Annotated in this window: 20 protein-coding genes and 1 pseudogene; 6 read left to right on the top strand and 15 right to left on the bottom strand. The window is 72.8% G+C overall.

The features are described 5' to 3' along the window. Positions 1-54: 54 nt before the first annotated feature. The 4 genes from pflA to ACICHK_RS35855 all read right to left on the bottom strand — a co-directional run bounded on the left by pflA (position 55) and on the right by ACICHK_RS35855 (position 4,589). Positions 55-792, bottom strand: a complete 738-nt coding sequence (pflA, locus tag ACICHK_RS35870) for a pyruvate formate-lyase-activating protein (protein WP_406840185.1) — start codon at positions 790-792, stop codon at positions 55-57. Then, the gene (gene pflB / locus ACICHK_RS35865; RefSeq protein WP_406840184.1) at positions 789-3,062 is read right to left on the bottom strand and encodes a formate C-acetyltransferase; all 2,274 of its coding nucleotides are present in this window, start codon (positions 3,060-3,062) and stop codon (positions 789-791) included. Before pflB ends, pflA begins: the two co-directional genes overlap by 4 nt. Before the next feature lie 168 nt (positions 3,063-3,230). After that, complete coding sequence (locus ACICHK_RS35860; protein WP_406840183.1) at positions 3,231-3,671, bottom strand: pyridoxamine 5'-phosphate oxidase family protein; 441 nt, start codon at positions 3,669-3,671, stop codon at positions 3,231-3,233. 150 nt (positions 3,672-3,821) lie between these two features. Next, complete coding sequence (locus ACICHK_RS35855) at positions 3,822-4,589, bottom strand: helix-turn-helix domain-containing protein (RefSeq protein ID WP_406840182.1); 768 nt, start codon at positions 4,587-4,589, stop codon at positions 3,822-3,824. A gap of 256 nt (positions 4,590-4,845) precedes the next feature. On the opposite strand from ACICHK_RS35855, the gene ACICHK_RS35850 reads away from it, so the two are divergent. Then, positions 4,846-5,430 (top strand): hypothetical protein, encoded by a 585-nt coding sequence (locus ACICHK_RS35850; RefSeq protein WP_406840181.1) that lies wholly within the window; start codon positions 4,846-4,848, stop codon positions 5,428-5,430. Positions 5,431-5,578: 148 nt separating this feature from the next. On the opposite strand, the gene ACICHK_RS35845 is transcribed toward ACICHK_RS35850, so the two are convergent. Beyond that, complete coding sequence (locus ACICHK_RS35845; RefSeq protein ID WP_406840180.1) at positions 5,579-6,463, bottom strand: universal stress protein; 885 nt, start codon at positions 6,461-6,463, stop codon at positions 5,579-5,581. Between the two features lie 292 nt (positions 6,464-6,755). Between ACICHK_RS35845 and ACICHK_RS35840 the strand changes: the two genes are divergently transcribed. The 3 genes from ACICHK_RS35840 (at position 6,756) to ACICHK_RS35830 (ending at position 8,802) form a co-directional block, all read left to right on the top strand. Beyond that, positions 6,756-7,220, top strand: a complete 465-nt coding sequence (locus tag ACICHK_RS35840; protein ID WP_406840179.1) for a cyclic nucleotide-binding domain-containing protein — start codon at positions 6,756-6,758, stop codon at positions 7,218-7,220. A gap of 50 nt (positions 7,221-7,270) precedes the next feature. Then, complete coding sequence (locus tag ACICHK_RS35835) at positions 7,271-7,927, top strand: CBS domain-containing protein (protein ID WP_406840178.1); 657 nt, start codon at positions 7,271-7,273, stop codon at positions 7,925-7,927. 170 nt (positions 7,928-8,097) lie between these two features. Then, positions 8,098-8,802 (top strand): response regulator, encoded by a 705-nt coding sequence (locus tag ACICHK_RS35830; protein WP_406840177.1) that lies wholly within the window; start codon positions 8,098-8,100, stop codon positions 8,800-8,802. Positions 8,803-8,875: 73 nt separating this feature from the next. On the opposite strand, the gene ACICHK_RS35825 is transcribed toward ACICHK_RS35830, so the two are convergent. Together ACICHK_RS35825 and ACICHK_RS35820 are read right to left on the bottom strand one after the other, a co-directional pair. Beyond that, complete coding sequence (locus ACICHK_RS35825; RefSeq protein WP_406840176.1) at positions 8,876-11,260, bottom strand: glycoside hydrolase family 65 protein; 2,385 nt, start codon at positions 11,258-11,260, stop codon at positions 8,876-8,878. A gap of 74 nt (positions 11,261-11,334) precedes the next feature. Beyond that, positions 11,335-13,719: a phosphoketolase gene (locus ACICHK_RS35820; RefSeq protein WP_406841408.1), complete on the bottom strand. Its 2,385-nt coding sequence runs from the start codon at positions 13,717-13,719 to the stop codon at positions 11,335-11,337. Positions 13,720-13,805: 86 nt separating this feature from the next. Here ACICHK_RS35820 and ppk2 point away from each other — a divergent pair, with 86 nt between their 5' ends. After that, on the top strand, positions 13,806-14,609 hold the full coding sequence (gene ppk2 / locus ACICHK_RS35815) for a polyphosphate kinase 2 (protein ID WP_406840175.1): 804 nt from the start codon (positions 13,806-13,808) through the stop codon (positions 14,607-14,609). A gap of 5 nt (positions 14,610-14,614) precedes the next feature. On the opposite strand, the gene ACICHK_RS35810 is transcribed toward ppk2, so the two are convergent. The 3 genes from ACICHK_RS35810 to ACICHK_RS35800 form a co-directional block, all read right to left on the bottom strand. Beyond that, complete coding sequence (locus ACICHK_RS35810) at positions 14,615-15,502, bottom strand: universal stress protein (protein WP_406840174.1); 888 nt, start codon at positions 15,500-15,502, stop codon at positions 14,615-14,617. 5 nt (positions 15,503-15,507) lie between these two features. Further along, positions 15,508-16,530: an alcohol dehydrogenase AdhP gene (gene adhP, locus ACICHK_RS35805; protein WP_406840173.1), complete on the bottom strand. Its 1,023-nt coding sequence runs from the start codon at positions 16,528-16,530 to the stop codon at positions 15,508-15,510. 61 nt (positions 16,531-16,591) lie between these two features. Continuing rightward, a complete protein-coding gene (locus ACICHK_RS35800; protein ID WP_406840172.1) occupies positions 16,592-17,497 on the bottom strand; it encodes a universal stress protein in 906 nt (301 codons plus the stop codon). Between the two features lie 592 nt (positions 17,498-18,089). Here ACICHK_RS35800 and ACICHK_RS35795 point away from each other — a divergent pair. Continuing rightward, positions 18,090-19,133 carry an acyl-CoA dehydrogenase family protein gene (locus ACICHK_RS35795; protein ID WP_406840171.1) on the top strand — a complete coding sequence of 348 codons (1,044 nt, stop codon included), beginning with the start codon at positions 18,090-18,092 and terminating at the stop codon, positions 19,131-19,133. 21 nt (positions 19,134-19,154) lie between these two features. Here the strand turns inward: ACICHK_RS35795 and ACICHK_RS35790 are convergent, their stop codons facing one another. The 5 genes and pseudogenes from ACICHK_RS35790 to ACICHK_RS35770 form a co-directional block, all read right to left on the bottom strand. After that, on the bottom strand, positions 19,155-20,297 hold the full coding sequence (locus ACICHK_RS35790) for an LLM class flavin-dependent oxidoreductase (RefSeq protein WP_406841407.1): 1,143 nt from the start codon (positions 20,295-20,297) through the stop codon (positions 19,155-19,157). Positions 20,298-20,354: 57 nt separating this feature from the next. Then, positions 20,355-21,541 (bottom strand): annotated as a pseudogene (locus ACICHK_RS35785) (SfnB family sulfur acquisition oxidoreductase); the annotation flags it as partial. A gap of 5 nt (positions 21,542-21,546) precedes the next feature. Beyond that, positions 21,547-22,101 (bottom strand): NADPH-dependent FMN reductase, encoded by a 555-nt coding sequence (gene ssuE, locus ACICHK_RS35780; protein WP_406840170.1) that lies wholly within the window; start codon positions 22,099-22,101, stop codon positions 21,547-21,549. A gap of 73 nt (positions 22,102-22,174) precedes the next feature. Next, positions 22,175-22,660 (bottom strand): hypothetical protein, encoded by a 486-nt coding sequence (locus ACICHK_RS35775; protein WP_406840169.1) that lies wholly within the window; start codon positions 22,658-22,660, stop codon positions 22,175-22,177. A gap of 171 nt (positions 22,661-22,831) precedes the next feature. Continuing rightward, on the bottom strand, positions 22,832-22,909 hold the full coding sequence (locus ACICHK_RS35770; protein WP_365736108.1) for a putative leader peptide: 78 nt from the start codon (positions 22,907-22,909) through the stop codon (positions 22,832-22,834). Between the last annotated feature and the right edge of the window lie 13 nt (positions 22,910-22,922).

The raw sequence follows: 22,922 nt of genomic DNA, 5'->3' as shown, positions 1-22,922 counted from the left end.
GGCATCCTGCCCCGGGCCGCGGTGGAGCGGCCCGGGGTTTTCCCGGCGCGGGGGTCACTGGGCGGCGAGCCCGTGGGACCTGAACTGACCCCGGACCCGTTCGATCAGGGCGGCGTCGGGAACGGGGTTGTCCCGCAGGGGGAAGGGGATGCCCAGGGCCTCGTACTTGGGGGCGCCCATCTTGTGGAAGGGGAGGACGTCCACCCGGTCGACGTTCCCGAGCCCGGAGAGGAACCGGGCGAGTCCGTCGACGGTCTCGGGGGCGTCGGTGTGGCCCGGGACGAGGACGTAGCGGACCCACACCGGGATGCGGAGACGGTCGAGCCTGGTGGCGAAGTTGAGCGTCGGGCCGAGTTCACCGCCGGTGAGCTTCCGGTAGGCGGCGACGTCGAAGGACTTGATGTCGAGCAGCACCAGGTCGGTGTCCGCGAGGAGCTGGTCGCCGGCACGGGCGCCGAGGAACCCGGAGGTGTCCACGGCGGTGTGCAGTCCGGCCTGCTTGCAGCGGCGCAGGATCTCGCCGGTGAAGGCGGGCTGGAGCAGGGGCTCGCCGCCGGTGATGGTCACCCCTCCCCCGGAGGCGGTGACGAACGGCCGGTACTTCTCGATCTCCGCCATCACCTCGTCGACGGTGGCCTCCTTGCCGTCGCGCATGTGCCAGGTGTCGGGATTGGCGCAGTAGAGGCAGCGCAGCGGGCAGCCGTTGACGAAGAGGACGAACCGGGTCCCGGGACCGTCCACGCCGGTGGACAGGTCCCAGGAGTGGATCCGGCCCGTGGTGGCCGTCCTCACAGCGAGCCGTGGAAGGTGCGGCTGATCACGTCGAGCTGCTGCTCGCGGGTCAGGCGGACGAAGTTGACGGCGTAGCCGGAGACCCGGATGGTCAGCTCCGGGTACTTCTCCGGGTTCTCCATGGCGTCCTCCAGGACCGCCCGGTCCAGGATGTTGACGTTCATGTGGAAGCCGCCGGAGGCCGTGTAGGCGTCGAGGATGCCGACGAGGTGGCCGGCGCGCTCGGCGGGCACGTGTCCCAGACCCTCCGGAGTGATCGTCGTCGTCAGGGAGATGCCGTCGCGGGCGTGCTCGTAGGGCAGCTTGGCGACGGAGAGCGCGGAGGCGGCGACCCCGTGCCGGTCGCGGCCGTTCATCGGGTTCGCGCCGGGCGCGAAGGGCGCTCCCGCGCGGCGGCCGTCGGGCGTGTTGCCGGTGTGCTTGCCGTAGACGACGTTCGAGGTGATCGTCAGCACCGACTGGGTGTGCTCGGCGTCCCGGTAGGTGGGGTGCTCGCGCACCTTCGTCATGAAGGAGTCCACCAGGGCGACGGCGATGGAGTCGGCCCGGTCGTCGTTGTTGCCGTACGCCGGGTAGTCGCCCTCGGTCTCGTAGTCGACGGCCAGGCCGGTCTCGTCCCGGATCACCTTGACCCGGGCGTACTTGACGGCGGACAGGCTGTCGACGGCGACGGAGAGGCCGGCGATGCCGCAGGCCATGAAGCGGTGCACGGGGTGGTCGTGGAGCGCCATCTCGATGCGCTCGTAGGCGTACTTGTCGTGCATGTAGTGGATGACGTTGAGCGCGTTGACGTACGTCTCGGCCAGCCAGTCCAGCATGACGTCGTACGCCTTCGACAGCTCGTCGTAGTCCAGGTACTCCCCCGTCAGGGCCGGGGCCTCGGGAGCGACCCGCTCGCCGCTCATCTCGTCCCGGCCGCCGTTGATCGCGTACAGCAGCGCCTTGGCGAGGTTGACCCGCGCGCCGAAGAACTGCATCTGCTTGCCGACCGCCATGGCGGAGACGCAGCAGGCGATCGCGGTGTCGTCGCCGGTGCGGGGCCGCATGAGTTCGTCGGACTCGTACTGGACGGCGCTGGTGTCGATGGAGACCTGGGCGCAGAACTCCTTGAAACCGGCGGGGAGCCGGGGCGACCAGAAGACGGTGAGGTTGGGCTCGGGGGCCGGTCCCAGGTTGTAGAGGGTCTGCAGGAAGCGGAACGAGGTGCGGGTGACGAGCGGACGGCCGTCCTCGCCGATGCCGCCGATGGACTCCGTGACCCAGGTCGGGTCTCCGGAGAACAGCGCGTCGTACTCGGGGGTGCGCAGGAACCGTACGATGCGCAGCTTGATCACGAAGTCGTCGACCAGTTCCTGGGCGCGGGTCTCGTCCAGGACCCCGGCGTCCAGGTCGCGCTGGAGGTAGACGTCCAGGAAGGTCGAGGTGCGGCCCAGGGACATCGCTGCGCCGTTCTGCTCCTTCACGGCGGCGAGATAGCCCAGGTACAGCCACTGCACGGCCTCGTGGGCGGTGGCCGCGGGGCGGGAGACGTCACAGCCGTACGTCGCCGCCATCCGGGTCAGTTCGCCGAGCGCCTTGATCTGCTCGGCGAGTTCCTCGCGGTCGCGGACGATGTGCTCGGTGGAGGGCGCCGCGTCGAGGACGGCGCGTTCCGCCCGCTTGGCGGCGATGAGCCGGTCGGTGCCGTACAGGGCGACGCGCCGGTAGTCGCCGATGATCCGGCCCCGGCCGTAGGCGTCGGGCAGGCCGGTGATGATGCCGGCCTTGCGGGCGGCGCGCATCGCGGGGGTGTACGCGTCGAAGACGCCGTCGTTGTGGGTCTTGCGGTAGGTACCGAAGACGCGGGTGACGAATTCGTCGGGCTCGTAGCCGTACGCCTTCAGTCCGTTCTCGACCATGCGCAGACCGCCGCCCGGCATGATGGCGCGCTTCAGCGGAGCGTCGGTCTGGAGGCCGACGATCAGCTCCCGCTCGCGGTCGATGTATCCGGGGGCGTGCGAGGTGATCGTGGACGGGGTCGCGGTGTCGACGTCGAGGATCCCCTTCCTCCGCTCCTCGGGGAAGAGCGCGCTGATCTTGTCCCAGACGGCCCGGGTGCGCTCCGTCGGGCCGGCCAGGAAGGTGGCGTCCCCCTCGTAGGGCGTGTAGTTGGCCTGGATGAAGTCGCGGACGTCGACGCGCTCGCGCCATGCCGTTCCGGCGAAGCCCTGCCACGCCTCGGCCGTCCGGCCCTCGGTCTCCCGGCCCTCGGCCGCCACCGTTGTGGTCATTGCCGGTCTCCCTCGCACAGTGTCCAGATGTTCGGCGCTTCCGCGCCTTCCGCGTTTTCGATCCTTGTCCTCCGGGCCGGTCCCGGCGAGGGCCGGACAGCACCGGCGTTCACGCCGAAAGCCCTCGGCCCGGTAGGGCCGTTCGGCCTCCCGCGGCCTCCCGCGGCCTCACAGGGGCAGATCGACGCCGTACAGCGTGCGGCCTCCCACGAGCTCGCGGCCCGTGACCAGTTCGGACGCGATCCGGATGAAGACGTCGCGGGGCGAGGCCACCCAGGAACGGGGCCCCGTCCGGATGAGGTGATCGTGCTCGGCGGGGTCGCTCACCACCAGGGCGTGGCCCGTCACGACCACGCTCCAGCCGGAGTGCGCGGCCGCGTCCACCGCGTCGGCCTCGAACGCCACCACCACGCCGTCGATGGAGCGGGCCAGTTCCGAGTCGGCCGACGTCCGCAGCACGACGGCGGAATCACCGTCGAGACCGAAGTTGACCGGCACGACCGCGGGCAGGGCGTTGCGCGTGTGGACCACCCTGCCGATGGGCGCGCCACCGAGCCGGTCCAGGCACTCCTGCCGGCCGAGTTCACGAAAGCCGTCGTTGGGATTCATCACCGGAGCCAACTCTCACGCGTCGGGGCGGCACAGCAGTGCGGCACAGCGGTACAGCGACATACGGTTCAGATTCCGGCGGCCGGCGCGGGGGGTACAGGGCCCATTGGTCCCGGCCGGACGGAGAGTGGCCACTTCCCGGCGCCCGCGTCACCGCACGGCGATCCGGCGGCCGGAGATCCCTTCCTCCTCGACGCGCACCCACAGGTCGCGCTCCGCGCCACCGGCCCAGGGCCGGCTGTGGGCGAGGGCGTCGAGCCGTCGCACGGCGTCGGGACCGGTCACGGCCCGCCCGCGTCCCCGGACGAGCACGCTCCAGCCCTGGCTGAGGGCCTCGTCGACGTGATCCACCTCGAAGGCGACACGGGCTCCGACCGCCATGGCGGGTGCCGAACCGGGCGCCGTCCTGAAGGAGACCGACCCGTCGAGGACGCTGTAGTTGACGGGAAGGACCGCGAGCCCCTCGGGGGTGTGGAGGGCGATCCTTCCGACGCCGTGCGTCGACAGCCGCGCCCAGCACTCCTCGGGGCCGAGTTCGACCAGCTCGGAGTGGGGCCCGGCCCGGCCGACACCCGGCGGCAGCTCGACGTCGCCGCCGTGCAGCGCGGCGACGCTGGTGCCCAGGGCGTCCGCGAGCCGGATCAGGGCGCTCGCTCCGGGCGCCGCGGTGGGCCGGCGCTCCAGGTACCGGAGGTAGCCGACGGCGATGCCCGCGCGGACGGCCGCGTCCTCCTGGGACAGGCCGAGCTCCTCGCGCCGCGCGGCGATACGCCGCCCGACGTCGCCCGTCACGGCCGTCGTCCCGGCCCCGGACGTCGTGCCCGAGGACCCGCGCGGCGAGTCCGTCCCGCCCGGAATCCCGCTGTGCCTCGCCTGCGGCGCCCCTTCGGACATGAGGCCTCGTGTCCGCTCGGACATGTCCTTCACTTCCTTCCGGCCATTTCTCGCCGACAGGACGTACCGACCTGCGGAGCGCCCGACGGCCAGGACGGACAGTGCCTCGACGGCGGTCCGTTCAGCATGCCGCCCGACCTCTCATATCCACCCTGACCGGGGCAGATGCCCCACGCATGGGCCGTTCGGTCCTCACCGCGGGACCGGACGTCCCCCGCCACCGCTCGCGCGCGCCGCGATCCGCTTGCACTGTTGGGGTGTAGCGAGGAGGTGCGGTGCCATGCGCGGAGCACAGGGTGCGAGGCAGTGGTGCTGGCGCTGGCGGAGGAATCCGCTGCGTCGCCGTGACGACGTCTTCGAGGCGTGGATCGTGCTGATCGTCTGGACGGTGATGGTGCTGGGCGGCACCGTCGCCGGTCTGGTGACGGCCCACGCCGCCGAAGCGTCCTTCACGCGGCTGCGCCACGACCGGCACGCCGTCCCGGCCGTCCTGGTCGCCGGTACGGGATCGGCGGTACCCGCCGGGGAGAGCGCGGTCTACGACCATGTCCGGGCGACGGTCCGGTGGACGGCGCCGGACGGGTCGCCCCGGGTCGGCAGCGCCCTGGTGGAGTCCGGGCACAAGGCCGGGTCGCACGTGATGATCTGGCTGGACGCGCGGGGTCTGCCGACGACGGCGCCTCCGACCGGGAGCGCGGCGGCCACCGAGTCCAGCCTGCTGGGCGTCGGCGCCGGCGTGGCCCTGGGCGGCCTGGTCTTCGGCGTCGGCGGTCTCGTCCGGTGGCGCCTCGACCAGCGGCGCTACGACCGGTGGGAGCGCGAGTGGGAACGGCTCGGCCCGCAGTGGGGGCACAAGACTCCGTGACGTCCCGGACGGCGACCGGCCGGAGGGCCACAGGAGCGGTGAGCCGGTGAGCCGGTGAGCCGACGGATCGGGCGGTCCTGGTGGCCGGGGCGCGAAGGGCCCCGGGGTGGTTCCCGGGGCCCTTCGTCGCGTACCGGCGACCGAGCGGTCAGTCGTGCGGGATCACCGCGACCGGCGCGGCGGAATGGTGCAGCACCGCTTGTGTCACCGGGCCGATGTGGCTGCCGACCGGGGACTGCCGGTTGCGGCGGCCGACCACGACCAGCGCGGCGTTCCGCGAGACCTCCACGAGATGGGGACCCGCGCCGCCGATCACGGCCTGCTCGCGCACCTCGACGGCGGGGAACTTCTCCCGCCAGGGGGTCAGGACCTCGGTCAGCTGCCCCCGCGCCTCCGTGAGCAGTTCCTCGTCGACCCCGGCGTCGAGGACTCCGCCGTAGCCGTAGTACGGCGGCAGCTTCCAGCCGTGGACGACGTGCAGGTCCGTCGCCCGGCGGGCCGCGGCGCGGAAGGCGAACGCGATCACGGAGGCGTCCGGGTGCTCCAGGTCGAGCCCGAGGACGACCTCCTCGCGCCCGGGCGCCCCCGCGGGCGGCGCGTCGGCCCGTACGAGCACGATCGGCGTCCGGCTCCGGGCCACCACGGCCTGCCCGACGGATCCGGTCAGGAAACCGGCGACCGTGCCGAGGCCCCTGGACCCGAGCACCAGCAGCTCGGCGTCCTCGGCGGCGGCCAGCAGCGCGGTGACGGGCTGCTCGGCGACGCGCTCGGCCGTGACGGACAGACCGGGGTGGTCCGCGAGGAGCTTGTCCGCGGTCTCGCGCGGCAGGCGCTCCGCCCATTCCCGCTGCGGGTCCTCCGACGGCGGCGGGACCGAGACACCGGCCAGCGGGCCGTAGACGTAGGGATGCCACAACCAGGCGTGCACGAGACGCAGCCGGGCGTCCGTGCGCAGGGCTTCACGGGCTGCCCACTCGGCTGCGGCGAGGCTCTCGGGCGAGCCGTCCAGACCGACGACGATGGTGCGGGACATCTGGTGACCTCCTTGGGGGATGCGTGATCAGTCTCGTGTCCGCACGGGCGCCGGAGGAGGGGCCGCTGGTCCTCCGTAGGGACCAACCGGCCCATGCCGCAAGGGACTTCACTCCTCCGGGAGGAAGACGCCGGCCGTCCGTACAGCAGGGGCCGCCGTCGGCCGTGCCGTGGCCGTCCTCACCGACGGGTGCCGTGCGGCCCGCGGCCGGGGCCGGACGGCCCATGGCGGCGGGCGGACCGCGGGCGGAGATTCGAGGTGGAAGGGCCGGGCGTCAGGGAGAGGCAGGATCATGAACGCTTCCACCACATCCACCATGCTGCGGGCGCTGCCCGCCCAGCACCGGGAACAGTTGTTGCGCGTGGCCCGCGAGGTGTCGTTCCCCGAGGGCGCCCGGCTGTTCGAGGAGGGCGGCCGCGCGGACCGCTTCTGGATCGTCCGGACCGGGACCGTGGCGCTCGACCTGCGGGTCCCGGGTCGCCGCCCGGCCGTCATCGAGATCCTCGGCCACAACGAACTCGTCGGCTGGTCCTGGCTGTTCGACCCGCACGTCTGGCATCTGGGCGCCGAGGCGACGAGCCCGGTGCGCGCCTACGAGTTCGACGCCGAGGAGGTCCGGAGCATGTGCCGCAGCGATCCCTCGTTCGGCATGGCCGTGGCCCAGTGGGCCGGCCGGATCGTCGCCCACCGGCTCCAGTCGGCCCGGACCCGGCTGCTCGACCTGTACGCCCCCTACGGCAGCGGCAGCGTGCGCTGACCGCACCCGTCACGCCGGCGGCCACCGCCGGAACCGACCGAGGAGTCACCGTGAACGGCAGTCCGCACATCGTGAGCGACGTGATGACCCACACGGTCGCCGCCATCGGCCGTGGGGCCGGGTTCAAGGAGATCGTGCGGCTGATGGAGCAGTGGCGGGTCAGCGCCCTGCCCGTGGTGGAGGGTGAGAGCCGGGTGATCGGGGTGGTCTCCGAGGCCGATCTGCTGCCCAAGGAGGAGTTCCGCGACCACGACCCCGACCGGCGCACGCAGCTGCGGCGGCTGGGCGATCTCGCCAAGGCCGGCGGAGTGACCGCTGAGGACCTGATGACCTCTCCGGCGGTCACCGTGCGGGCGAACGCGACCCTGGCGCAGGCCGCCCGCGTCATGGCGCGCGCGAAGGTCAAACGGCTGCCCGTCGTCGACGGGCTCGGCGGCCTCGAGGGCGTCGTCAGCCGCGGCGATCTCCTCAAGGTGTTCCTGCGCGGTGACGAGGACATCGCCGAGGAGGTCCGCCGGGAGGTCGTGGCCCGTCTGTTCCACGCGTCGCCCGCGGCGGTCCGCGTCGAGGTGCGGGAGGGTGTCGTCACCCTGTCCGGGCGCGTCCGCGACACCGCGCTGGTGCCGGTGGCCGCCCGGCTGGCGCGGGGCGTCGAAGGAGTGGTGGACGTGGGCTTCGACCTCACGGGCCCGGAAAGCCACCCGTAGTCGTCGGCCGGTCACCGACCGAGGTGGCGAAAAAAGGACAGAATACGCAACGGTGGAACAGGGGCAGACTCGTATGGGGCCGGTCGGCCCTAGTGCATTCGGGCCGGAAGAGTGATGATCGTCCTGAGAGGACTCACGGTGCGTGGTCCATTACTGAACAAGGGATCGTCATGACCGAGGCGCGTACGTTCTCCGAGCAGAACCCGATCAGGGTCTTCCTGCTGGACGACCACGAGGTGGTGCGCCGTGGTCTGACGGACCTCTTGGACGCCGAACCCGACATCTCGGTGGTCGGCGACGCGGACAGCGTCGAGCACGCCCTGGTGCGCGGCCCCGCGCTGCGCCCCGACGTGGCGGTCCTCGACGTACGCCTGCCGGACGGCGACGGCATCAGCGTCTGCCGGGAGCTGCGCAGCCAGATGCCCGAGCTGTCCTGCCTGATGCTGACGTCGTTCGACGACGAGGAGGCGCTGCTCGACGCCATCATGGCCGGTGCGGCGGGCTATGTGCTGAAGCAGATCAAGGGGTCGGACCTGATCTCGGCGGTCCGTACCGTCGCCTCCGGCCAGTCGATGCTGGACCCGACGACGACCGCCCGGCTGATGCGCAAGCTGCGCACGGACCCGGCCGAGGAGCCGCCCCTCTCGCAGGAGCTCGCCGGCCTCTCCCCGCGCGAGCGGGACATCCTCGCGCTGATCGGGGACGGGCTCACGAACCGCGAGATCGGCAAGGAGCTCTACCTGTCCGAGAAGACGGTGAAGAACCACATCTCACGGCTGCTGGCCAAGCTCGGCGTCCAGCGCCGCGTCCAGGCGGCGGTGCTCGCCAAGGAGCTCGAACACCCGGAAACGGCCGGCCACCACTCCGCGCGCTGAGTCCCTCCCGGGCCGGCGACCCGGCCGGCCGCGCCCGGCCCCGGGTTCCCGACCCCGAGTCCCCGGCGACCGGTCACTGTCGCCTGTCCGGCAGCGTCAGGACGCAGGACTCGCCCGGCGCCACCGTGACCGTGCGGTCCGCCAGGGTGATGTCGATCGGCGGCTCGTCCGACGCCGGCACGCTGACGCTCAGCCTTCCCGCGTTCAGGTGCACCTGCACACCACGGTGGCCCCGGTAGCGGATCGAGAAACCGTACTCGGACAGCTCCGGCAGCGGGACCGGGTCGAACCGCAGCGCTCCGCCGCGCGTCTCGAGGCCGGTCAGCCCGCGCTGGACGAGATCGAGGGTGCCCGCCATGGCACCCAGGTGGATGCCCTCCCCCGTGGTGCCGCCCTGCAGGTCGGCGATGTCACCCCGCAGCGCCTCGTGGATGTACGTCCAGGCCTCGGCGCGCCGCGCCCGGCCCAGTACCCAGCCGTGCACCAGGCTGCTCAGCGTCGAACCGTGGCTCGTGCGGCTCAGGTAGTGATCGACGGTGCGCCGCCACAGGACGTCGTCGACCTCGTGTCCGAGCCTGCGGAACAGGGCGCCGAGTTCGGCGGGCGAGAAGAGGTAGCCGAGCATCAGCACGTCCGCCTGCTTCGACGCCTGGTAGCGGTTGACGCTGTCGCCCTCGGCCTCCAGGACCCGGTCGAGCCGCCGGATGTCGCCGTACCGCCTCCGGTAGCCCTCCCAGTCGAGTTCCGCGAGGTCCCCGTAACCCTCGAACTGGCTGATCACACCGGCGTGGAAGGGCACGTGCAGTCCGCTCGACACGTCGTGCCAGAGATCGAGTTCGGCGGGGTCGAGGCCGGTCCGCTCGACGAGGTCCCGGCGCAGCAGTTCGGGCATCTCGCCCAGCACGTCGAGGGCGCGGGCGAGCACCCAGGCGGCCGTGACGTTCGTGTACGCGTTGTCGTCGAGGCCCGGCCGGACCGCGTCCGGGTAGGCGTCGTGGTACTCGTCGGGGCCGACGACACCGCGGATCCGGTAGCGGCCGAGGGCGCCGTCGTACCCGGCGAGGCCGGCCCAGAAGCGGGCGATCTGCACGAGCATCTCGACGCCCTTGGTGTGCAGGAACTCGGTGTCTCCGCTCGCCTCGCAGTACTGCCACACGTTGTACGCGACCGCCGATCCGACGTGGTGCTGGAGGCGCGAGTGGTCGGGCAGCCAGCGCCCGGAACGCGGGTTCAGGTGCAGTCGCTGGGTCTCCTCCCGTCCGTCGCTGCCGCTCTGCCACGGGTACATCGCGCCGGTGCGGCCGGCGTCCTGGGCCGACCGGCGGGCCCGCTCCAGCCGGCGGTGGCGGTAGGTGAGCAGGGCGCGGGAGACCTCGGGGAAGTGGAGGTTCAGGTACGGCAGCACGAACAGCTCGTCCCAGAACACGTGCCCCCGGTAGGCCTCGCCGTGCAGCCCGCGCGCCGGGACACCGACGTCGAGCTCCGCGGTGTGCGGGGAGAGAGTCTGGAGCACGTGGAACAGGTGCAGGCGCAGGATCGGGCCCACGCCGCCCCGCACGTCCAGTTCGGCGGTGCGCCACAGCTGCCGCCACGCCGTGCGGTGGGTCTCCAGCAGCGTCTCGAAGTCCCCGGCCCGGCCGACGCGGTCGACGGCCGCGTCCAGCGGGTCCTCGATCGCCGGGTCGTGGGAGGTGTGCAGGGCCACGGTCTTGTCCACGGTCACCGTCCGGCCGTCGGCCAGCGCGATCCCGAGCGACTGGGCGGCGCGCCCCGGGGTGTGCGCGTCCGTGGTCGCGGCGGGCACGTCCGTGACGGTCCGGGCGGCCATGGCGACACCGGTCTCCGAGGCGGAGGTGCGGCAGTGCAGCCAGACCGTGTCCGGTTTCCCGGTGCCGGTCCGGACGTCCGTGAGGTGGCGGGAAGCGAGGGAGCGGTAGCGCTCGACCCCGTTGTTGGTGACCGTCCCGTCGAGTGCCGACTCGATCTCCACGGGTCCCGACCAGCCCTCGGCCGTCAGCTCCGTGCGCAGCAGGGCGAGGTGGGGATCGGCCATGTGGACCAGGCGGAGCTGCCGCACGGCGAGGCGCCGGCCCTCCTCGTCCTCGTAGCGCGCGGTGCGTTCCAGGGTGCCCGCGAGCAGGTCGAGGCTCAGCCGGTGGTCGAGCAGCCGGTGGGAGTCGGGGGTGAGCCAGGTCCCGCCGGCGGTCCGCACGCGCAGGGTCAGCCAGTTGGGGAGATTGACCATGTCCTCGTTCTCGACCTGCTGCCCGGCCACCTGTGAGGTCAGACGGTTGTAGCAGCCCGCCGCGTACGTGCCCGGGTAGTGGACGGAGTCCGCGGTGCACTCCGGGGCGGCGCCGCGGGTCGCGAAGTACCCGTTGCCGAGGGTGCACAGCGATTCGCGCAGGCTTTCCTGCGCCGGGTGGTAGCCCTCGTATTCCCAGGTGAGGTCGTCCATGGCTCCATCCTCCGGTACGGGTGGCCCGCCGTCCCCGCGGAACGCGCGGGGACGGCGGGCCCTCCCGTGGGTCCTCAGCCGGTCCAGGTCCAGTCCGCGACCTCGGGGAGGTCGGTGCCGTGCTCGCGGATCCAGACGGCGTGCCGGGAGCGCGCGTCGGCCATTTTCTGGCGCAGGGCGGCGGCGCGGACGCCGAGGCCGGGGACGCGGTCGACGACGTCCATGACCAGCCGGTAGCGGTCCATGTCGTTGCGGACGACCATGTCGAAGGGGGTCGTGGTGGTGCCCATCTCCTTGTAGCCGCGCACGTGGAGGTTGCCGTGGCCGGCGCGGCGGTAGGCGAGCCGGTGGACGAGCCAGGGATAGCCGTGGTAGGCGAAGATCACCGGCTTGTCCGTGGTGAACAGCCCGTCGTACTCGAAGTCGCTCATCCCGTGCGGGTGTTCCTCGCGCGGCAGCAGCCGGGTCATGTCGACGACGTTGACGACCCGGACGGCGAGTCCGGGCAGGTGGCGGCGCAGCAGGCCGGAGGCGGCCAGTACCTCCTGGGTGGGGACGTCGCCCGCGCAGGCGAGGACGACGTCGGGGTCCCGGTCGCCGTCGGCCGTTCCCGCCCAGTCCCAGATGCCGGCGCCGCGGGCGCAGTGGGCGCGGGCCTGGTCCATGGACAGCCAGTCGAAGCAGGGCTGTTTGCCGGCGACGACGACGTTGACGTAGTCGCGGCTGCGCAGGACGTGGTCCGCCACGGACAGCAGGGTGTTGGCGTCCGGCGGGAGGTAGACGCGCACGACCTCGGGGCTCTTGTTGAGGACGTGGTCGACGAAGCCGGGGTCCTGGTGCGAGAAGCCGTTGTGGTCCTGGCGCCACACGTGCGAGGTGAGCAGGTAGTTGAGGGAGGCGATCGGGGCGCGCCAGTGCAGTTCGCGCGAGGTCCTCAGCCATTTGATGTGCTGGTTGACCATGGAGTCGACGATGTGGACGAAGGCCTCGTAGCAGGAGAACAGTCCGTGCCGGCCGGTGAGGGTGTAGCCCTCCAGCCAGCCCTGGCAGGTGTGTTCGGAGAGGATCTCCATGACGCGGCCGTGCCGGTCGAGGTGTTCGTCCACCGGCAGGGTCCCCGCCTGCCAGGCCTTGCCGCTGGCGCCGAAGACGGCCTGGAGCCGGTTGGAGGCGGTCTCGTCGGGGCCGACCAGCCGGAAGTCACGGCGCTCGGAGGTCTTGTTCATGACGTCCTCGAGGAGGTCGCCGAGGACCCGGGTCGGCTCGTGCAGGGTGGTGCCGGGCTTGTCGACGGGGACGGCGAAGCGCTCCAGGGGCGGCAGCGGCAGGTCGCGCAGGAGGAGGCCGCCGTTGGCGTGCGGGGTGGCGCCGAGGCGCCGGGAGCCGTCGGGCACGCAGGCCAGTACGTCGGCCACCGGCCGTCCCTCGGCGTCGAAGAGCTCCCCGGGCCGGTAGGAGCGCAGCCAGGCCTCCAACTGCCGCAGGTGTTCGGGATTCTCGCGGACCCCGGCCAAGGGCACCTGGTGAGCGCGCCAGGTGCCCTCGACGGGCTCGCCGTCGACCTCCGCGGGGCCGGTCCAGCCCTTGGGGGTGCGCAGCACGATCATGGGCCAGCGGGCCCGCCCGGTGACGCCCTCCTCGCGGGCGGTGCTCTGGAGCAGCGCGATGCGGTCGAGGGCGTCGTCCATCGCCGCGGCCATGGCGCGGTGGACCCGGTCGGGGTCGTCGCCGGTGACGTGGATCGGTTCGTGGCCGTATCCCCGCAGCAGCTCGTCGAGTTCGGCCTCCGGGAGCCGGGAGAGCACGGTCGGGTTGGCGATCTTGTAGCCGTTGAGGTGCAGGACCGGCAGGACGGCTCCGTCGTGCACCGGGTCGAGGAACTTGTTGGAGTGCCAGGACGCGGCGAGCGGTCCCGTCTCCGCCTCGCCGTCGCCGATCACGCAGGCGACCAGCAGTCCCGGGTTGTCGAAGGCGGCGCCGTAGGCGTGGGCGAGGGAGTAACCGAGTTCGCCGCCCTCGTGGATGGAGCCGGGCGTCTCGGGGGCGACGTGGCTGGGCACTCCGCCGGGGAAGGAGAACTGCCGGAACAGCTTCTCCATGCCCTCCGCGTCCCGGGGCACGGAGGGGTACGTCCGGCTGTACGTGCCCTCCAGCCAGGAGTTCGCCAGCACGGCCGGGCCGCCGTGTCCGGGGCCCCAGACGCACAGCGCGTCCAGGCCGCGGGCCCTGATCACCCGGTTGAGGTGGGTGTGGACCAGGTTGAGGCCGGGCGAGGTGCCCCAGTGGCCGAGCAGCCGGGGCTTGATGTGCGCGGGGGTCAGGGGCTCGGTGAGCAGCGGGTTGGCCAGCAGGTAGATCTGGCCCACGGCAAGGTAGTTGGCGGCCCGCCAGTGGGCGTCCAGAGTGCGCAGTTCGTCGTCGGTCAGTACCGTGCTGTCCTGGTGTCCGGCCTTGGGCATGGTGACTCCGTGGGTCATCGGGATAAGTCGACGAGGCGGTTCATCGCAGCGCTTCACAGGAGGCGTGATCGGGTGGAGGAGGCGGCATGGCCGACGAGAAGACGGCGAAGGTGCCGCTTGCGGCGTACGAGCGGGAACTTCTGCGTCTGCAGACGGAGCTGGTGAAGCTCCAGGAGTGGGTGCGGACGGAGGGCGCCCGGGTCGTGGTGGTCTTCGAGGGCCGGGACGCGGCGGGCAAGGGCGGCACGATCAAGCGGGTGGCGGAGCATCTGAACCCGCGCGTCGCGCGGATCGTGGCGCTGCCGAAGCCGACCGAGCGCGAGCGCACCCAGTGGTACTTCCAACGGTACGTGGAGCATCTGCCGGCCGCCGGGGAGATCGTGCTGTTCGACCGGAGCTGGTACAACCGCGCCGGGGTCGAGCACGTCATGGGCTTCTGCACGAAGGAGGAGCACCAGCTCTTCCTGCGGCAGTGCCCGATCTTCGAGCGCATGCTGGTGGAGGCGGGCGTGCTGCTGCGCAAGTACTGGTTCTCGGTGAGCGACGCGGAGCAGCAGAAACGGTTCCGGCGCCGGCTGAAGGACCCGACGCGGCGCTGGAAGCTGTCCGCCATGGACCTGGAGTCGATCACCCGCTGGGAGGCGTACTCCCGGGCGAAGGACGAGATGCTGGTGCACACGGACATCGTCGAGGCGCCGTGGTTCGTGGTCGAGAGCGACGACAAGCGCCGGGCCCGGCTGAACATGATCGCCCACCTGCTCTCCACCGTTTCCTATCACGAGGTTCCGCCGCCGGTCCTGGAGCTGCCCGACCGGCCGCCGTCGACGGGGTACGTCCGCCCGCCGCGCGATCTGCAGACCTTCGTCCCCGACCACGCGGCGGGCCTCTGAGGCCCTCACGCCCGCAGGGGCACGACGGCGACGGGGCAGGCCGCGTGGTGCAGGGCCGCGTGGGCGACCCTGCCGAGCTGCAGCCCGACGTGTCCGTGGCCGTCGCGCCGCCGGACCCCGACGACGAGCAGGTCAGCCTCCTCGGAGGCGTCCAGCAGCACCTTGCGGGCGGTCCCCTCGACGGTCCGCCGGCGCACGGCCACCCCGGGGTGCTCGGCGGCGGCGGAGCCCAGCGCCTCGTCGAGGATCTCCGCCGCCCGCTGTTCGTACGGCTTGCCGGGCCCGCCCGCCGTCAGCGGGTGTCCGGCGCCCTCGTGGGCGGGGCACCGCCAGGCCCGTACGGCCTCCAGCGCGACCCCGCGTCCGGCCGCCTCCTCGAAGGCGAAGCGCACGGCGGCCGAGCCGTGCGCGGGATCGCCGGCCCCGAGGACGACCCGCCGGTGGCGGCCGTCCCTGGCCCGGTTGTCGTGGCTGCCGCGCAGCACGATCACCGGGCAGTGGGCGCGGGCGGCGACGGTGAGGCTCACCGATCCGAGGAGCATCCCGGCGACGCCGCCGCGTCCTCGTGAGCCGAGCACCAGGGCGGTGGCGTCCCTGCCCTTCCTGAGCAGCGCGCCCACCGCGTCGTCGGGCACCACCTCGGTGGTCACCCGCACGGCGGCGTCGCGACGGCGGGCGCGCTCGGCGGCGGCCCGTACGACGGCGTCGGCCGTGATCTGCTCAAAGGACCTGCCGACCCCCTCGGCGAGGGCGGCGCCTTCGTAGCGCTCCCAGAGCGAGGCGTACACCAGGCGCAGCGGCAGCCCGCGCAGGGCGGCCTCGTCCGTGGCCCAGTCCACGGCGCGCATGGCGAGCTCCGATCCGTCGACACCCACGACGAGGGGCAGGTCCACCGCGGTCAGCTCCCTTCGCCGAAGTCGAAGACGATCCGGGCCTGGACGCGGCCGTGCAGGACCTCGTCGATGGACTCGTTGACCGAGCTCAGCGGCCGGGACTCACGGATGACCCTGGTGCGGCCCGCCGCGTGCAGCTCGAACACCTCGGCCAGGTCCTGCCGGGTGCCGACGATGGAGCCGATCACGGAGGTGCCGTTCAGCACGGTCTCGAAGATCGGGACCTGGATCGTGCCGTGCGCCGGCATGGCGACCATGACGAGCTTCCCGCCGCGCCGCAGTCCGGTGTACACCGCGCCGAACGCCTCCTCGTCGACCGCGAGCGCGAGCGCGGCGTGCGCTCCGCCGTGGCTCCGCAGGACCTCGCCCACGTCTTCCTTGCGGGCGTCGATCACGATGTCGGCGCCGAGTTCCCGGGCGAGTTCGAGCTTCTCGTCGGTGACGTCGACCGCCGCCACGGTCGCCCCGGCGATCTTCGCGTACTGCAGGGCGAGATGGCCGAGTCCGCCCACGCCGGAGACGGCGACGAGCTGGCTGGGCCGGACGTCGGCGACCTTCAGGGCCTTGTACGTGGTGACGCCGGCGCAGGTGAGCGGGGCCGCGTCGAGCGGGTCGATGCCCTCGGGCACCGGCTGGGCGAAGTCGGCCCAGGCGAGCATCTTCTCGGCGTAGCCTCCGTCGTACCCGTAGCCGGTGTTGAGCTGCTGCTCGCACAGGGTCTCCCAGCCGGAGAGGCAGTGCTCGCAGCGTCCGCACGCCTTGCCGAGCCAGGGCACGGCGACCCGCTGTCCCACCCTCAGGTGGGTGACGCCCTCGCCCAGCGCCTCGACCAGGCCGACGCCCTCGTGTCCGGGGACGAACGGCGGACTGGGCTTGACCGGCCAGTCGCCGTGGGCGGCGTGGATGTCGGTGTGGCAGAGCCCGGAGGCCTCCAGGCGGATGCGGACCTGACCGGGACCGGGCTCGGGGTCCGGGCGGTCCTCGATGACCAGCGGTTCACCGAACGCTCGTACGACTGCCGCTTTCATGGGGTGTCTCTCCTTGCACGGTCGGGTGCGGTCGGCACCGGGCCGGGGCGGCCGGTGGTGCTCACGGGTGCGGGACGACGGCGACGGGGGCGGTGGAGTGGTGGAGCACCGCGTGCGTGACGGGTCCGATGTGGGCGCCGAGCGCGGCCCGGCGGATCCGGCGGCCCACGACCACGAGCGAGGCCTCCCGGGAGGCGTCCACGAGGTGGTTGGCCGGCTTCCCCGACAGGGAGTCCTCGACGATCTCGACGGCCGGGTACTTCTCCCGCCAGGTCCGCAGCGCCGTGGTCATGGCGACGGCGTCCTCGGCGGCCAGCCGGGCGGTCATCTTCAGGTCCGGGGGCAGCCCGTAGGCGATGTAGGGCGGCTCGTTCCAGGAGTGCACGACCCGCAGCACCGTGGCGCGCAGGAGGGCCGCCTCGAAGGCGAAGCCGATCAGCTCGTCGTCCGGGCGGCTCGTGTCGAGTCCGAGCACGACGGGACGGAAGGGCGCCGCGGCGGACGGGATGCCCGTCGGATCCGGCAGGTGCTCGTCGGCGGCCTGCTCATCGGCGCGTACGAAGACCACGGGGCGTCCGGCGTGCGCCGCGACGGCCAGCCCGACCGAGCCGACCATGAAACCGCCCGCGCCGCTGAGCCCGCGGGTGCCGAGGACCAGCAGTTCGGCGTCGTCCGCGGCCTTCAGCAGTGCCTCGGCCGGCCGGCCGGTGAGCTGTTCGACGGTGACGTCGACCCCCGGGTGCCGCAGCCGTACCCCTTCGGCGGCCTCGCGCGGGATCCGCTCGCTCCAGTGCTGGAGGGTCTCGGCTCCGAGCAGCGGTGCCTGGGCCATGGGGTCCGGGGCCGGCTCCCACACGTTGACCAGTCTGACCGGCAGGGCGCGCAACCGTGCCTCGCGGGCGGCCCATTCGGCGGCGGCGCGGCTCTCGGGAGAACCGTCGAGGCCCACGGTGACGGTGCGGGACATGGTGTCCACCTCCTGAGTCGACGGTCCGGTCGATCCGATTCCAGCCTCGCGCCCGAGCGGCCGGACGGGGCAGGGGCCGCAGGTCCCCGATGAGGGCCGTTCGGCCCAGAGCGCGCCGCCGCGGGGGCCGCCCGCGGAGGCCGGTGCGAGGACGGTCGGGACGGCGGCGTACGAGGGGGCGGTCGACGATCGGGTCACCGGCACGCTCGGTGAGCCGTCGGACGGTGCCGGGCGGGCGGCCGCTCGGCGACCCGCGCCGGCCCTGTCATCACAGTGCCCGCGACCGCGGAGATCCGCAGCGCGATACCGCCGATCAGGGCGAGTGCGAGCCGCCTTCGATCCGGCCCTCGCCGGACGGCGGCAGGATCTCGCGCACCGGCCGGAGGCCTCGTGCACGGCCACGGTGGTGGTCCCTTCGAGGGTACCGAGGACGCCGGGCCGCCGCGGGTCGCGTCCCGGCCCCGGCCGGCCGCTCGCTTCGGAGGGCTCCGTGTGGAACCCGTCCGGGGTGTGCATGATCTCCTCCAGGACCCCGGACGGGGCCCGCACCCCGGATCGGCACGCGCCACGACGACGGCGGGAGACCCCTTCGATGACCGCCCCACCGCATCCGCTCGTCACCACGGCCCGGGAACTGGCGGACCGGGTGCTGGCGCCCCTGGCGGAACACGTGGACCGGGAGGGCCTGCCCGCGAGCAGCATCGAGGCCGTGAAGCGGTCGGGGCTGCTCGGGATCGGCGCCCCGGTCGAGGACGGCGGTTCGGCGGCGCCCGCCGCCGTGGTCCGGGAGACCGCGGAGATCCTGGCCGGGGCGTGCTGTTCGACCTGGTTCGTGCAGACCCAGCACCACACCCCGGTGGCGACCCTGGCGAGGAGCGCCCTTCCGGTACGGGAACGTCTGCTGGGTCCGCTCGCGCGCGGGGAGTTGCTCTCCGGTGTCGCGTACGCCCAGTTGCGGGCCCACCCGCGCGTCCCGGTGCGGGTCACGCGCGAGCGCGGCGGCTGGCGCTTCGACGGGACGGTCCCCTGGTACACCGGCTGGGGGCTGAACGACGTCATGCTGCTGGCGGGGGTGACGGACGAGGACGAGGCGCTGTTCGCGTTCACCGGGGCGCGTGAGCAGCCGGGGCTGCGGCCGTCACCGCCGATGCGGCTCGCGGCGCTCACCGCGTCCCGGACGGTCTCGCTGGAACTGGACGGGCTGTGGCTGCCCGACGACGCGGTGGCGCTGCGCACTCCGTACGAGTCCTGGGCGGTCACCGACCGGCCCAGGAACACCAACGCCTCGCCGGCCGTCTTCGGGATCACGGCGGCGGCGATCGGCCTGCTGGGGGACGATCCCCCGGCGCGGCGGACGGCCGAGGCGCTGCGGGCGCGCCTCGACGAGGTCAGACGGCGGGCGTACGAACTCGCCGACCACCCGGTGCCCACCGAGCGGATCGAGGAGCGCCTGGAGTGCAAGGCACGGGCGTACGACGTGATGCGGGCGGCCACCACGGCGGCGGTCGTGGCCGGCGGCGGGCGGGCGATGGATCTGCGCAGCCCGGCCCAACGCCTCGCGCGCGAGGGGATGTTCCTGCTGGTGCAGGGGCAGACGGCCCAGGTGCGCGCCGCGCACCTGGGATCGCTGGGCTGAGGGCCGTCCCGGACGCTCCGCTCAGCCGCCGAAGGGCACCTGGACGGCGGGCGCGGACGGCGCCGCGAACGGGTGCCGCCACAGGCCCCGCGTGGCGAGGCGGGGCAGGACGCCCTCGCCGAACCAGTAGGCCTCCTCCAGGTGCGGGTAGCCGGAGAGCACGAACTCGTCGATGCCGAGGGCGTGGTACTCCTCGATCCGCTCGGCGACCTCCTCGTGGCTGCCGACCAGGGCGGTGCCCGCTCCGCCGCGCACCAGACCGATGCCGGCCCACAGATTGGGGTGGATCTCCAGTCCGTCCCGGCTGCCGCCGTGCAGCGCGAGCATCCGCCGCTGTCCCTGCGACTCGCTGCGGGCGAGCCCTTCCTGCACGGACCGTACGGTCGCCGGGTCGAAGCCGTCGAGGAGCCGGTGGGCCTCGGCCCAGGCCTGCTCGGAGGTGTCGCGCGTGATGACGTGGAGCCGGATGCCGAACCGCGGGTTCCGCCCCTCCCGGGCCGCGAGCCCGCGGATCCAGGCGATCTTCCCGGCGACCTGGGAAGGCGGTTCGCCCCAGGTGAGGTAGGCGTCGGCGTGGCGGGCGGCGACCTCACCGGCGGCGGGCGAGGAACCGCCGAAGTAGATCTGCGGGACCGGGTCGGGGACCCGGGTGAGCCGGGCGTCCTCGACCCTCAGGTGCTCGCCGGTCAGGTCGACGGTCTTCCCGTCCCACAACTCCCTGACGATCCCCAGGAATTCGCCGGTACGGCGGTACCTGGCGTCCTTGTCGAGGAAGTCGCCGTACGCGCGCTGCTCGTGGCTCTCCCCGCCGGTCACCACGTTCAGCAGCAGCCGCCCGCCGCTGTGGCGCTGGAAGGTGGAGGCCATCTGCGCGGCGAGCGTGGGCGACACGAAGCCCGGCCGGAAGGCCACGAGGAACTTCAGCCGCTCCGTGCGCTGGCTTACCATCGCGGTCGTCAGCCACGCGTCCTCGCACCAGGCGCCGGTCGGGGTGAGGGCGCCCACGAACCCCAGGTCCTCCGCCGCGCGGGCGATCTGGCTCAGATAGGCGACGGTCGGCGGCCGGTCCCCTCCGGAGGCGGTGGCGGGGGTGCCGTGGCCGCCGCCGACGACATGACGGCTGTCTCCGTTGGTGGGCAGGAACCAGTGGAAGGTGAGGGACACGGCGGAGTTCTCCGATCGTGGGGGCCTGGCGGGCGAGGGGCCGTCGGACGGTGTCTGGAGAAGGCCGTGCCGCGGCGGTCTGATGCCGCTCAGGACGTGGCGGCCGATGTGCTGGATCTTCCAGCGCGCCGGGTCGTGCAGGGTGTGGGTGCGGGCGTCCCGCCAGTGCCGGTGCAGGTTCAGCGAGTCGAGCGCGGCACGGGTTCCGGACACCTCGAAGAGGGCGTCCGCGACCAGTACGGCGGTGCCGGAGGTGTGCGCCTTCGCGGCGGCCACGGCGATGGACGCCTCGGCCGCCGACGCGTCGGTCAGCTCCTCGCGCGCCGCGTCGACCGCACGGCCCGCGACACCGAGCAGTGCCTCGGACGCCCTCACCTGGAGCGCGAGTTCACCGAAGCGCTGGATGAGCAACGGGTCCTCGGCCGCCGTGTCCACGCCGCTCTCGAACCAGGGACGGCTCTTGGTGCGCACGAACTCCGCCGCCTCGGCGAGCGCGCCCGCCGCGATCCCGGCGTCGATGGCGGCGTGCAGCAACTGTGCCACCGCACCGTGCAGTTGCGGCCCCCGGAAGGTGAGATGGTGCGGGACCACACGGTCGGCCGGAACGACGCCGTCGAGACGGACGGTGCCGCTGGCCGTGGTGCGCTGCCCCATGCCGTCCCAGTCGTCGACGACGGTGAGGCCGTCGGCGTCCCGCGGGACGTAGGCGACGTGCAGGTCGTCGTCCTCGGCGCGGGCCAGGACCGGGATCCAGTCGGCGAAGAGCGCCCCGGTGCTGTAGTGCTTCACACCGGTGAGCCGGTACGAGCCGTCCGGGCCCGGTTCGAGCCGGGTGCGGATGTCCTGGACGTGCCGGGTGCCGGCCTCCGACTGCGCGTTGCCGAACCGCCGCCCCGCCAGGACCTCACCGAAGAAGAACTCCCGCTGGGCGGCGGATCCCTGACGGCACATCACGTTCACGTACACGAAGTGGTTCTGCGGGATCTGGGCGAGACTGGCGTCGGCCGAGGCCAGCAGCCGGAAGATCTCCGCCAGGGTCTCCGCGCGCACGTCCGCTCCGCCGTGCCCGGCCGGCACCGTGACGGCGAGCAGGCCGGAGGCGGACAGACGCTCCAGTTCCTCGTGCGGGAGACGCCGTTCGGCGTCCCTCGCCGAGGCTCCGACGCGGAACTCGTCGGAGCCTCGGCGAGGGACGCGGCGACGGCCGGCGCCTCGGCGTCGTCGGCGATCACTTCGGCGGTCATCGGCGTCAGCCCGTGGCGGCGAGCAGGTGCCCGCTGCCGAGGGCCGCAGAGAACTGGTCCACCACCTGGGCCAGGGCCTCGGCGGTGCCCGGCGCCACGGTGACGCTCCCGTCCTGCCCCGTGATGATGTCCTTGTCGAGGGTGAACCAGCCCTGGACTATATGGGCCGCCCCCATGGAGTTGAGCACCGGGCGCAGGGCGTAGTCCAGGGCGAGCACATGGGCGGTACTGCCTCCGGTGGCCAGGGGCAGCACGGTCTTCCCGGTCAGGGCGTACTGCGGGAGCAGGTCGAGCAGGGCCTTGAGGACGCCGGAGTAGGCGGCCTTGTAGACGGGGGTGCCGATGACCACGCCGTCGGCGCGGGCGAACAGCTCGGCCGCCTCGACGATGGCGGGGTGCTGGAAGTCCGCGCCGAGCAACGCCTCTGCGGGGACGGTGCGGACGTCGAGGGGGATCACCTCGTGGCCCTGTGCGGCGAGCCGGGCGTCGAGGTGGCGCAGGAGCTTGGCGGTGCGGGAGGAGACCGAGGGGCTGCCGGAGACGGACAGGACGATGGCCATGGGTCCTCTTTCGTGTGCTGGGTTGCGGGTGGGCGGACTGCCGGGTGCTACGGGAACGCGCGGGGGCGGCCCGTCACGCGGGCACCGCGGCGGGCTCCGTCTCCCGGTCGGGCAGCCGGGCCTCCGGTTCGCGTACGAGGGGCGGCACGCGGCGCCCGAAGTACTCGACCTCCTCCTGGTGGTGCAGGAAGCCGAGGAGGAAGAGGTCGACGCCGAGGCGCTTGTAGGCGACGATCCGTTCGGCGATCCGTTCCGGGGTGCCGATGAGCCCCGTGCGGAAGCCGTCGTTGTACTGGACGAGGCCCTCGAAGCCGGAGTCCTGCCACATGCCCTTGCCGTCGGCGGTGGAGGCCCCGGCCTGCTTCACGGCGGCGCCGTAGCCGGCCATGGAGCGGACCTGGGTGAGCGCGTGGTCGAAGCCGTTGTTCTCGGCGAGGACGGCGAGTTCGCGGTTGTAGTCGTCACCCCGGTCGGTGCGCTGTTCGATCGTGCTGGTGACCGGGCCGCCACTGACGTCGGGCACCCAGTAGGCGAAGCGGACGGGTTCGGTTGCGGACACGGTGCGGCTCCTGATGTGCGGTTCGAGGGCACGGCGAAGAAAGGCCCGGGAATTCGGCGGGAATTCGGGCGGCACAATGCGGGCGGCAGACAGGAAAGGCGTCCGGGCGCGGCGATCGTATTCAGCCGGGGCGGACCGGTCCGTGCGAAGGGGACCCTACTGCCGGGACCGTCAGACTTCGCGGCGACAGAAGGAGCTGGAGACACGCGCGAGGTCGACGTGGCGTCGCCGCGTGAGGTCCAGTCGCATCTTCATGACGTCG

The sequence above is a fragment of the Streptomyces sp. AHU1 genome (assembly GCF_045343905.1).
GTDB classification, from domain to species: domain Bacteria; phylum Actinomycetota; class Actinomycetes; order Streptomycetales; family Streptomycetaceae; genus Streptomyces; species Streptomyces triticiradicis.
Note: the sequence above shows the minus strand (reverse complement) of the source record. Positions and strands in the feature narration are given on the sequence as shown.

What these genes read in the sequence shown, in the direction of transcription:
- ACICHK_RS35820 (WP_406841408.1), bottom strand. Translation starts at nt 13,719, where the DNA reads ATGCCCAAGGCCGGACACCAGGACAGCACGGTACTGACCGACGACGAA.
- ACICHK_RS35795 (WP_406840171.1), top strand. Translation starts at nt 18,090, where the DNA reads ATGACCGCCCCACCGCATCCGCTCGTCACCACGGCCCGGGAACTGGCG.
- ACICHK_RS35860 (WP_406840183.1), bottom strand. Translation starts at nt 3,671, where the DNA reads ATGAATCCCAACGACGGCTTTCGTGAACTCGGCCGGCAGGAGTGCCTG.
- ACICHK_RS35855 (WP_406840182.1), bottom strand. Translation starts at nt 4,589, where the DNA reads ATGTCCGAGCGGACACGAGGCCTCATGTCCGAAGGGGCGCCGCAGGCG.
- ACICHK_RS35845 (WP_406840180.1), bottom strand. Translation starts at nt 6,463, where the DNA reads ATGTCCCGCACCATCGTCGTCGGTCTGGACGGCTCGCCCGAGAGCCTC.
- pflB (WP_406840184.1), bottom strand. Translation starts at nt 3,062, where the DNA reads ATGACCACAACGGTGGCGGCCGAGGGCCGGGAGACCGAGGGCCGGACG.
- ACICHK_RS35770 (WP_365736108.1), bottom strand. Translation starts at nt 22,909, where the DNA reads ATGCGACTGGACCTCACGCGGCGACGCCACGTCGACCTCGCGCGTGTC.
- ACICHK_RS35800 (WP_406840172.1), bottom strand. Translation starts at nt 17,497, where the DNA reads ATGTCCCGCACCGTCACCGTGGGCCTCGACGGTTCTCCCGAGAGCCGC.
- ssuE (WP_406840170.1), bottom strand. Translation starts at nt 22,101, where the DNA reads ATGGCCATCGTCCTGTCCGTCTCCGGCAGCCCCTCGGTCTCCTCCCGC.
- ACICHK_RS35850 (WP_406840181.1), top strand. Translation starts at nt 4,846, where the DNA reads ATGCGCGGAGCACAGGGTGCGAGGCAGTGGTGCTGGCGCTGGCGGAGG.
- ACICHK_RS35825 (WP_406840176.1), bottom strand. Translation starts at nt 11,260, where the DNA reads ATGGACGACCTCACCTGGGAATACGAGGGCTACCACCCGGCGCAGGAA.
- ACICHK_RS35830 (WP_406840177.1), top strand. Translation starts at nt 8,098, where the DNA reads ATGACCGAGGCGCGTACGTTCTCCGAGCAGAACCCGATCAGGGTCTTC.
- adhP (WP_406840173.1), bottom strand. Translation starts at nt 16,530, where the DNA reads ATGAAAGCGGCAGTCGTACGAGCGTTCGGTGAACCGCTGGTCATCGAG.
- ppk2 (WP_406840175.1), top strand. Translation starts at nt 13,806, where the DNA reads ATGGCCGACGAGAAGACGGCGAAGGTGCCGCTTGCGGCGTACGAGCGG.
- ACICHK_RS35840 (WP_406840179.1), top strand. Translation starts at nt 6,756, where the DNA reads ATGAACGCTTCCACCACATCCACCATGCTGCGGGCGCTGCCCGCCCAG.